Source organism: Pseudochrobactrum sp. AO18b, from assembly GCF_000409565.1.
Classification (GTDB): domain Bacteria; phylum Pseudomonadota; class Alphaproteobacteria; order Rhizobiales; family Rhizobiaceae; genus Pseudochrobactrum; species Pseudochrobactrum saccharolyticum.
Genome location: NZ_ANNO01000419.1, coordinates 1 through 10,495, shown reverse-complemented (window position 1 = coordinate 10,495; position 10,495 = coordinate 1). Strand labels below are relative to the sequence as shown.

12 protein-coding genes are annotated in these 10,495 nt (G+C 52.4%); 3 read left to right on the top strand and 9 right to left on the bottom strand.

Going from position 1 to position 10,495, the window contains the following annotated elements; translation table 11 throughout:
• From A918_RS0116000 to A918_RS0115960, 9 genes are all read right to left on the bottom strand, one after another.
• The coding region (locus A918_RS0116000; protein ID WP_022712031.1) for an acetamidase/formamidase family protein at positions 1 to 509 on the bottom strand (509 nt) is incomplete at its 3' end.
• Between the two features lie 6 nt (positions 510 to 515).
• Positions 516 to 2,135, bottom strand: coding sequence for an ABC transporter substrate-binding protein (locus tag A918_RS0115995; protein WP_022712030.1), 1,620 nt, complete (start codon positions 2,133 to 2,135; stop codon positions 516 to 518).
• 23 nt (positions 2,136 to 2,158) lie between these two features.
• The gene (locus A918_RS0115990; RefSeq protein ID WP_022712029.1) at positions 2,159 to 3,079 is read right to left on the bottom strand and encodes an ABC transporter permease; all 921 of its coding nucleotides are present in this window, start codon (positions 3,077 to 3,079) and stop codon (positions 2,159 to 2,161) included.
• Entirely contained in the window at positions 3,079 to 3,978 is a 900-nt protein-coding gene (locus A918_RS0115985; RefSeq protein ID WP_022712028.1) for an ABC transporter permease, read from the bottom strand. The genes A918_RS0115990 and A918_RS0115985 overlap by 1 nt, the downstream gene beginning before the upstream one ends.
• On the bottom strand, positions 3,953 to 4,561 hold the full coding sequence (locus tag A918_RS0115980) for an ANTAR domain-containing response regulator (protein WP_022712027.1): 609 nt from the start codon (positions 4,559 to 4,561) through the stop codon (positions 3,953 to 3,955). Before A918_RS0115980 ends, A918_RS0115985 begins: the two co-directional genes overlap by 26 nt.
• Positions 4,561 to 5,637: a transporter substrate-binding protein gene (locus tag A918_RS0115975; protein WP_022712026.1), complete on the bottom strand. Its 1,077-nt coding sequence runs from the start codon at positions 5,635 to 5,637 to the stop codon at positions 4,561 to 4,563. The genes A918_RS0115980 and A918_RS0115975 overlap by 1 nt, the downstream gene beginning before the upstream one ends.
• Positions 5,638 to 5,824: 187 nt before the next feature.
• Positions 5,825 to 6,538: an FkbM family methyltransferase gene (locus tag A918_RS0115970; protein ID WP_022712025.1), complete on the bottom strand. Its 714-nt coding sequence runs from the start codon at positions 6,536 to 6,538 to the stop codon at positions 5,825 to 5,827.
• A 140-nt stretch (positions 6,539 to 6,678) separates the two neighbouring features.
• On the bottom strand, positions 6,679 to 8,610 hold the full coding sequence (locus tag A918_RS0115965; protein ID WP_022712024.1) for a bifunctional diguanylate cyclase/phosphodiesterase: 1,932 nt from the start codon (positions 8,608 to 8,610) through the stop codon (positions 6,679 to 6,681).
• Between the two features lie 8 nt (positions 8,611 to 8,618).
• On the bottom strand, positions 8,619 to 9,125 hold the full coding sequence (locus A918_RS0115960) for a molybdopterin-dependent oxidoreductase (RefSeq protein ID WP_022712023.1): 507 nt from the start codon (positions 9,123 to 9,125) through the stop codon (positions 8,619 to 8,621).
• Positions 9,126 to 9,282: 157 nt separating this feature from the next.
• On the opposite strand from A918_RS0115960, the gene A918_RS0115955 reads away from it, so the two are divergent.
• The 3 genes from A918_RS0115955 to A918_RS0115945 all read left to right on the top strand — a co-directional run.
• On the top strand, positions 9,283 to 9,597 hold the full coding sequence (locus A918_RS0115955) for a helix-turn-helix transcriptional regulator (RefSeq protein ID WP_022712022.1): 315 nt from the start codon (positions 9,283 to 9,285) through the stop codon (positions 9,595 to 9,597).
• On the top strand, positions 9,594 to 9,950 hold the full coding sequence (locus A918_RS0115950) for an SRPBCC domain-containing protein (protein ID WP_022712021.1): 357 nt from the start codon (positions 9,594 to 9,596) through the stop codon (positions 9,948 to 9,950). Before A918_RS0115955 ends, A918_RS0115950 begins: the two co-directional genes overlap by 4 nt.
• Before the next feature lie 41 nt (positions 9,951 to 9,991).
• A partial coding sequence (locus tag A918_RS0115945; RefSeq protein ID WP_022712020.1) for an ATP-dependent Clp protease proteolytic subunit occupies positions 9,992 to 10,495 on the top strand: 504 nt, incomplete at its 3' end.

The following is a 10,495-nucleotide window of genomic DNA, read 5'->3' as shown; positions in this document are numbered from 1 at the left end:
TCCCCGCCGACACGGCGCGGCGGCACCACGCTGTGATGGCCTTTTTCCGCCAGTGCATTGCCGATTGTCCCTGCAAAAGGCTTGAGCGGTACGCGACCGTTCTTGCCGAACAAGGCAGGCTCCATGCTGGTGGCATCAAATTTCCACACATGCAAAGCAGGATCAGGAAACTGGTCAGTCAGCAGGCCAAAGCCCGGAATATTCGCTGTCCAGCCGAAGCCTGCACCGTCCCGCAGCTGCGGCGTAAAGCTTTCAATCGTCACCTTCAGCACATCACCCGCTTTTGCGCCGTCGACAAAGATCGGGCCAGAAACAGGATTAATCTGACCAAAATCCAGCGCCTGAACATCCTCAACAGTGGACCGGGGGCCAAGCTGCCCCCCTGAACTGTCAAGGCACTGAAACAGGATCGTTTCACCCGGAGCGGCAGTCAGAACAGGCGCAAAGCTGTTATCCCAGCCGAAATGATGCTGACGGGCGTGGATCGTGTGGTTGCAGTGCTTGCACATGCCTGCTTACTCCTTGATATACACGTAATCGTAATTGACCGGTATCGACACCGGATCAACATAAAGCGCATCGTCACCGCCCATACGCGCTGACTTCAGCGTGAAGCGCTGTTCGTTGAAAACCGGTGCCCATGGCGCATCTTCCATCACCTTGGTGTAAATTTCCGACCATTTGGCCAGACGCTCATCAGCCTTTGCAGGATCGACAATGGAATCTGCCTCTGCAGCCTTCTTGTCGAGATCTTCACTGCAATATTTCGACCAGTTCCAGCCGCCCTCTACCGCACCGGCACAACCAAGGATCGGGCCGTAGAAATTCGCCGGATCAGGGAAATCGGCAATCCATGCCATGCCGCCGGACCAGATCATCGGGGCATTGCCCGCACCGCCGGCTTCAATCACATTGGCCTGTGCAAGCGATTTAATACCGGCCTTGATGCCGATTGCTTTCAGATCCTGCTGGATTGCCTGCGCAATACGCGGGTTCGGATCGGTATTCATGACATAGAGTTCAGTCTCAAAACCATCCGCATATCCTGCATCAGTCAGCAATTTCTTGGCCGCAGCCTGATCATAGACATAGCCTTTATAGTCTTTTGTGTAGCCCGGCATTGACGGTGGAAGCGGCTGGGTGGCAGGCACCGCGCGACCGTTAATTACCTGAATGATACGGTCTTTATTGATCGCCATATTGACGGCGCGGCGCACTTCCACCTTGTCAAAAGGTGCTTTGGTCACATTCATCGTGACATAACCGGTGTGGAGCTGGCCGCCTTCGACAACATTCTTGGACTGTTCAGGATCTTTCATCACTTCGACAAATTTTGCCGGCGGGATACCATCGCCCGGAATATCGATTTCGCCTTTCTGCGCGCGCAGCAGCGCTACAACGGGCTCCTGCCCGACTTCCACGGTGAAACTGTCGAGATAAGGAACGCCGGAAATCCAGTAATCAGCATTTTTCTCAAAAACGAGACGCTGGCCGAGTGTCCATTCGGTCAGCTTGAAAGCACCGGTGCCGACAGGTTTTTTACCAAAATCCGCGCCCGCAGCCTCCACAGCTTCCTTCGGTACGATGAAAGAGAAATTCAGCGCCATAATGTGCAGGAAAGTTGCATCCGGACGTGAAAGCTTAATCACAACCGTATTGGCATCCGTGGCACTGACACCGGAAAGTGTCGCGGCTTTACCGGCAGCGGCATCATCATAGCCTTCGATCATCGAGAAGAAGCCCTGCCCCGGGGACTGGGTTGCCGGATTAACAACACGGTTCAGGGAGTAGAGCACATCATCTGCGGTGAATTCACGGCCGTTGTGGAATTTCACGCCTTTACGCAGTTTGAATGTATAGGTCTTGCCGTCTTCTGAAATCTCATAGCTTTCGGCCAGACCCGGACGCAATTCCGTGGTGCCCGGCTTATAATCCATCAAGCCGTCAAAGACCGATTTAATCATCGACCAGTTCTGCCAGTCATAGCCGATCGCCGGATCGAGTGTTGCCACATCATCCTTATAGGTCACGATCATATTGCCGCCGGATTTCGGCTCTTGCGCCTGTGCCGGTGCCATCGTCTGCATTGCCACCAGAGCAGTCGCCAGAGCGGTTGAAAGGAATAGTTTCTTCATTGCCTCACTCCTGTTTAGAATAATTAACGTAGCTTGATGCGCGGATCGATAAGCGGGGAGATCAGATCGGCGATGAGATTGCCCAGCACAATGCCGCAGGCAGAGACGAGCGTCACACCCATGATGATCGGAATATCGACACGCTGAATGGCCTGCCATGCCAGCTGTCCGATGCCGGGCCAGCCGAAAACGCTTTCCACCACGACAATGCCCGACATGAACATGCCGATATCAATGCCGATCATCGCGATAATCGGCAGAATGGCATTGGGCAGAGCATGGCCGAAAATAACGCGGCTGCGGCCAAGCCCTTTGGCACGGGCAGTGCGGATAAAATCGGCGCGCAGCACATCAATCATGGACGAGCGCACAATGCGCGAATACCAGCCGGAGCCGAGAATACCGAGGGTCAGCGCGGGCAACACAATATGCGAGAAACTGCCATAACCACCAATCGGGAACCAGCCGAGTGTGACCGCGAAAACAAATAACAACAGCAAAGCCACGACAAATTGCGGTGCCGAAACGGTCATGAAACTGGTCAGCATCAGCGCATTATCAAGCAGCTTGCCGCGATTGAGCGCCGCAACAATTCCAAGCGGCAGGCCGATCAGCAATTCGCAGATAATCGCCGCCACCAGCAGCTGCAAAGTAGCGGGCAGACGCGACAGGATGAGGTCGGTTACTTCCGTTTTCTGCAAGTAAGAACGACCGAGATTACCGTTGAGCAGGTTCCAGAGATAATCGCCATATTGCACGATAAAAGGCTGATCCAGCCCGAGCTGTTGCCGGATACTGGCAACGGTTTCCGCTGTGGCTGAACGTCCTGCAATCTGCCGTACGGGGTCGGCAGGCAGTACGTAGAGCAGCACAAAGGTGATAAAAGAAACACCAAGCAGGATCAGCGCGGACTGGATCAAACGTCGGAGAATATAGGCAAGCATCAGTCACGCCCCTGTTGTGTCGGGTCGAGAATATCGCGCAGCGCATCCCCCACAAGATTAAAGGCAAGCGCCAGCAACAGGATCGCGGCTCCCGGAATGAACACCAGCCAGGGCGCGGACTGAAAATAGGTCTGGTTTTCGAAAATAATATTACCCCATGATGGTGTCGGCGGCTGCACACCGACGCCCAGATAGGACAGGGTTGCCTCCAGCAACACAGTCGTGGAAATGCCGAGCGTTCCCCAGACAATCAGTGTCGGGATCAGATGCGGCAAAATATGCCGGAACAGAATACGGCCATGGCCTGCACCCAGTGTTTTTTCCGCAGCGATATAATCACGCTCGGCCAGAGACGAGGTTTGCGTATAGATCACCCGTGCCGTCTGCACCCAGTTCACAAAGGCAATCACCATTGCCACAATCCAGAGTGACGGCGAGAAAATCGCCGCCAGACAGATCGCCAGCAACAAAGCCGGAAAAGCCATCATCAGATCGGTAAAGCGCATCAGCACCGCACCGGTAATGCCGCGAAAATAGCCTGCGGTCACACCGATCAGCGTGCCGATCAGCAGCGCAGCACCATTGGCCACAACCCCGATCACCAGAGATGTCTGCGCGCCATAAAGCAGACGCGAAAACAGATCACGGCCAAGCAAATCCGTGCCGAACCAGAACTGTTCTCCCGGCGGCATCGGTGCGCCTTCAATCGTCAGCCCGTCAAAAAACTGCTCATTAGGATCAAATGGCGCAATCCATTTGGCAAAAACCGCGCCGCCGACACAGATCAGAATGATAATCAGCCCGAGCAGCGCCAGCTTGCGCTGCAACAAGCGCCGCACAATCGATGAGCCGCGTTTTGGTGCCGTAAACGGTTCAGGCGAGATCGATGCGTCTGCCATCTTTGGCGCCCCTCTCTGCAGAATGATTGGCGACAATGCGTTCGGCCGCAGTCTCGATTGTTACCTGCCAGGCCATGGCAACCTGCCGCAACAGATCATAGGCCTCAGCTTCGGTTTTCCCCTTCATCATGGAGATCATCACAGCCTGCACAATGGTCTGGCGGGCGGACAGCCGGTTTTCCAGATCTGTAATCAGGGCTTGCGATGCTTTCGCCTGATCGAAATTACTGCGTGCCACCAGCAGAGCCGCATAGACGCCTTTGTCGCTGACCGGCTTGAGCAATTGCGCATGAGCGCCCATATCCATCGCCCATTTTAACCGCCCCGGAACTTCCGAACCGATAAGCGCAATCATCGGCATAGGCGATCCGCCTGCACGCCATGGAAACTGCTCATTATGGCCGCTATCGGCATCATAAAATATGAAATCGGCGTTGAGGGCTTCAGCCGGCAGTTCCGGCCATGCCTCCCGCACATTCAGACCGATGACACTTAATTGCCGGATCAGACCCTGTACGGACGGATGCGGGCGATGGAGTATCCACGCTACAGCCCCGCCGAGATTTTCCGTTCTGATCCGCATTATGACACCACCTTCAGAAATCCTGTGCCTTGCGGGCGCTGGACATGATGCGTGAGATAAGGATCTGCCCGCATTTGCGGCAGGCGTTTAATTTCTTTGAACTGATTGCCTTCGAGACGGGCAATCACCACCGGCTGCGCGGCATGAAGATTTGTCGGGTCAAGCCTTGGCTGATAGCCATGCTGTAATGCAGCCAGCAGCAATTCCGATAAAGACAGTTTTTCCGCTTGCGGACGATTATGCAACAAATTTGCCAGCTCATGCACGGCTTGCCGCGACATTTCCAGCAATGAGCCGCCCTGACCACTTTCAGGCTCAAACCACGGCCCCGCCGAGATAAGGCCTGCGGCTGCACCATTGGCAGGAGCGATTTCGCATTCTGTAAAATTACAGGACAAAACTGCCGGACTGTTCTCAGAACCAAATTCAGCTTTCAGACCGGCCAGCCGCTGCAAAAACGCATAGGAACTGTCGCCGACCAGAGAATTCAGAATAAAATCCGGCTTCAGCGCGCGGATATCATGGATAATATGATCGAGCTCCGTATCGCCGATTGCCAGATAGCGGTCGCCGAGAACTGTACCGCCCGCATAAGCAATTTGCTCACGGGCAATCCGTGCCATTTCCCAGCCCCAGATATAATTCGAGCCGACAAAATAAGCCCGCTTGCCTAAGACCGGCAGCGCCCAGTCCAGCAATGGCAGCAAATGCTGATTGGGACATGAATGTATATAGGCCACACGTTCCGAGGCTTCAAAACCTTCATAAGGCAGCGGATACCACAACACGCCGTCGAAACGCTCAAGCTCGGGAATAACCTCTTTTCGGGAAGCAGAAGTTACACAGCCAAAAATATGACGTGCCTGAGAGTTTTGCAAAATCTCGCGGCAGAGCGGCGCATAACGGTCCACCCTTCCCTCAGGGTCACGCTCAATCACATGAAAGGCGATATCCAGCGCATTGTCCGCATTCACTTCATCAACGCCCTGCAAAACACCGGCACGGCTGGCGCGCGAAATAGCGGAATAGTTTCCGCTCTGTGACTGCAAAAGGCCGATTTCAACAATGCGTTTCATCTTACCCCGAAAAGAAAAAACCCCGCATCGAACCTCACCACTCTGGAGAGGCCGAAACGGGGCTTGGATGCCATTTATTGAATAGCATTTAATATAAGATTTTCACGCTTTGCAAGATGTATAATGAATATGAGTGCAAAGAGAAATTTAATTGCGCCAAAAGCGACAAAAATGTCGCTTTAATTATTTACAGCCCCATGTGATGTTCAGCTGTATCATCCTCATATTCACGCACAGTTTCGTCCTTGGCGAATAGAACGCACGGGCCGTAAGACCCGCGCGGATCATAGGCATAACCTTTTTCCGCCAGCGCCTGTGTTATATCGCGGATGCCGGCCAGACCGTAGAGATGATCATGAAGCTCAAGAAAAATACGTTCAATGCCGCTCAGATCCGCTTTTTGCAGCAGATCGCGCTCGGCACCTTCAATATCCATCACCAGCACATTGATATCATGCGCAGCTATAAAATTATCAATATTGGCTGAGGCCAGCGAAATTTCATGCTCATAAGGCCCCTGCTCCTTGTCCATTGAGGACATCCAGAGATCTTTGCGGACATAAAAACGATGATCGGCCGGTTCGCCTGCAGCGAGAATACCCTGCGTCAGCAACACATTGCCCGCAGTATTTGTATCCAGCACACGCTGTGCAAGTGCTGCAGTTGAAGGATTGGCTTCAAAAGCCCAGATCCGCACATCGGGGATTGTAGCCATCAGAGAAGTGATCACACCGATACCGGAGCCGAGTTCCAGAACACGGTCGGCGCGTTTCACAGCTTTAAAAACCCATTTGGCTTCTTTAGCCTCATAACGCCCGCTGATAATTGCCTGCCAGATAACAGGCGAAACCTCGTCAGGGGCGAAAGGGATCTTTATACCGTGCAATGTGACAGTGTCCACGCCTGTGCTCCTTTGGCGCTTGAAATTTGCGACATTTCAGGAGCACAAACAGGCTGCCCATGCGCTCTTCTGAAAGAATAGGCAGGACATAACATATATATGAAATTTAGTATATTTTTTAACGCATTATATTGCTTATATTATGTGCGAAGATGCGCCAGCTCAGAAGCTGAAACCGGACGGCCGAACAAATAACCCTGAACCTGATCGCAGCCGACCCGTTTCAGACATTCCAGCTCTTCTTCGGTTTCAATCCCTTCTGCAATCGTAATCATACCAAGGCTCTGACCGATCCCTGTCACCAGTTCCACGATAGCCAGAGCATCAGGATTGGTTGTCACATCACGGATGAAAGACCGGTCAATTTTGATCTTATCAAACGGGAAGCTGCTCAGGCTGCCCAGCGATGAATAGCCGGTACCAAAATCATCCATGGCAATCTGAATACCAACGGCTTTCAATTGCCGCAGCGTATGCAAAGTCTGCTCATTCTTGTCGAGCAAAACGGATTCTGTAATTTCCAGTTCCAGCCGCTCAGGATTGAGTCCGCTCTCCCGCAAAATTGACGTGACGCGCTGGATCAGATTTTTTGTGATGAACTGTACCGGTGACAGGTTGACGGCAACTTTAAACGGTCTGCGCCAGCGGACAGCCTCCTGACAAGCCTGTTGCAGAACCCAGTCTCCCAGCTCGTGGATCAGGCCGGTTTTCTCGGCAACCGGAATAAATTCTGATGGCGGAACAGCACCGCGCACCGGATGTGTCCAACGCAGCAATGCCTCATAACCGCAAATCTCACGCGTATAGGTGTCGGCCTGCGGCTGATAGAAAACTTCCATCTCGCCGTTTTTCAGCGCATCACGAAGATCGGCCTCGAAGGCTTTTTTCTCGACAAGCCTCGTTTGCATATGCGGCTGGAAAATGCAGGCATGGCCGGTACCCAGCGCTTTGGCCTCATAGAGCGCAAGATCGGCATGTTTGAACAGCTCTTCCACATCCGGCTCGGTCGAGGAAATAGCAACACCGATACAGGTGCCGATCTTAATTTCCCTGTCATTGATATTATAGGGAGAGCTGATGACGCGCATCAGATGGCGGGCAAATTCAAGGGCTTTTTCAGGAAAAAGGCCCGCTGATAAAACCGCAAATTCATCACCGCCCAGACGGCAAATCAGGTCATCTTTATGGCTGAACTCAACCAAACGGTTGGCAACCGCCTGCAAAAGCACATCCCCGACATCATGTCCCAGCGTGTCATTCACATCCTTGAAACCGTCAAGATCAAACAACAAGACCACGGCAGGCGGCCCGCCTTCTCTCGCATCCTTCATGCGGGCATTGAGATCCTGACGGAACAGAACACGGTTCGGCAAGCCCGTCAGCGCATCATGATGAGCTGAATGCTCAAGCCGGTCATTCTGCGACTGCAATTCACCCGATGTTTCACGCAGGTCTTCTGTCAGACGCTGCATATGCCCGTGTGCACGGTTCAACATACTGTTCTGGCGCAGCAACAAAATAATCATGGTGATACCGCAGAGGATAAGTCCTGCTGCAAGAGCGGTATAAATATAATGGAGATTGCGCACTTCAAGCTGTGCGGCATCAATCACGCTCACATCATATTCAACAGAAGAAGATGCCAGCCCAGTCAGCGGCCCGACCAGCTGGCTCATTTCCGGCAAAAGCTCTTTCGCCCGTTCCGGTGTGAGTTCCGCCAGCTGATGATCCAGCTTATTAAGCGCCGCGCGGAGATTTTGGATAACCAGATAGCGGGATGGGTCTTTATTGACGAATTCCTGCAATGTACCTTGCTGCACAAATTCCATGCGGCTGATCATGATATCGAGCCGGAGCGAAATCTCGTCAATATCCGCATTTTTCAGGCCGAGAGCATAAGCGGCAAGTTGCTGTTCAAGGCGCAAATATTCTGACACCATCTGGCTGACAGCCCAGGAGTCATTATAACGGGCAACCTTCTGCAGTGCAGTTTGTCGCTCAGCAATGACATAGGCTATGTAGCCTGTTGCCAATACAAAACAGCAAATAACAATACCGAGTATGCGTCTCACACAAGCCTCTATTCGACTATGAGCTTCGCCACCTGCCACGCAGAGCGTGTGTAGTAAGTCTGGCTTTGCAATTGCGGATCACTGTCATACGGGTAGATAATGAAAAGCGGCCCTTTCTCGCGGACCGTGATAAAACTTCCGTCACGCTTCATGGCCAGTATGACCTTAAATTTCTTAAAGTCTTCTAACGGAATTTTCGTCACATAATCATTCAGTGCCACAGCTGTAACAGTTGTGCCCTTGGCACCGACCGTTTCCATGAGCTTGTCGAGAGACACACCTTCAAAACGGGTACGGCCATTATACCACGGGTTTGCGGTCTCTGTGACCTGCATCCCCATTGCCACCAGCATGTCGCGGTCAAATTCTGCGGTATCGCCGTTATTCTTATTTTCAATCGCGCCGGATATCACCAATATCGGCTTACCTTCCGGCTTTGCGAGTGAACCGGCAGCTGCACCGGAAACCATCATACAGGTCAGAATCAGATAGATCACCAAGCGCTTTAAGATCATTATATTTCTCCCTGATAATTTAGAATAATATATTGAAATCCATCAATCAGTACATGGGAAAATATGCACATCCCAATCTATTTGTTTTAAGGTAAATTAGCCGTTCATTTTTACAGCGTCCTTGCGAATCACATAAGTCTATGCTTATCTATTAGACATGACAGAAAACGATATTTTCAAGGCTCTGGCCGATCCGACACGACGCGCTGTTTTTGAAAAACTGGCAACCGGCAGTATGAATGCCAGCTCCCTGCGCGAAGGTATGGACATCAGCCAGCCGGCAATGTCCCAGCATCTTGCAGTTCTTCGCAGCGCTAAACTGATCAGGGAAGAACGGCAGGGACGCTTCGTGAATTACGAAGTCGATCCTGAGGGGCTTGCCCTCATCGCCCAATGGCTTGCAAAATACCGCGCTTACTGGCCTGCACGTATTGATGCCCTCAAAACCCTGCTGAAGGATATGGATCAATGACACAGGAAGAGCATACAGAAAATGCAGTCCGTCTTGTCTTTGAATATGATCTGGATGCCAGCCCGCAAAAAGTCTGGCGTGCGATCAGCATTCCTGAACTGCGGGCAAACTGGCTGCCGGACGCCGGTCTGAGTGAGACAGAACCGTCTGCTATTATTCCGCAGCAACAAGCCTCTTACAGAATGCGGGAAACGGAACCACCATATCTTGAAAGTGTCGTCACTTTTCAGATTGCCGCCAATGACAATGGCGGCACCAGTCTCACGATTATTCATGAGCTTGATGATGCGCGCCTGCGCCTCAAACCGCAGGCAGCCAATACCAATATGCAGTCTGTCATGCGTGCCGCGTAAAATATAACAGCCTTATAATCTCTCAAGAACGGAGCTTGCCGATGCGCGAGATGATGCAACTCGTCCCTATGGTTGTTGAACAATCAGCAAAAGGGGAACGCTCTTTCGACATTTACTCCCGTCTGCTGCGGGAGCGGATCATTTTTCTCAATGGCGAGGTCAATGATACTGTGGCCGCTTTGGTCTGCGCACAATTGCTGTTTCTGGAAGCGGAAAACCCGAACAAACCGGTCAGCCTTTATATCAATTCCCCCGGCGGGGCGATCACCAGTGGCTTGGCCATTTACGACACCATGCATTATATTCACGCGCCGGTGCACACATTATGCATGGGAACCGCCCGTTCCATGGGCTCATTTCTGCTGATGGCCGGAGAACCGGGCTTTCGTGCAGCATTACCCAATGCCAGCCTGCATGTGCATCAGCCGCTTGGCGGTTTTCAGGGGCAGGCATCCGATATTTTCATTCAGGCCGAAGAGATGCGCAAAACCAAACATCGCGTCATTGAATTCTACGCCAGACATTGCGGCCGCAGCTATGAAGAG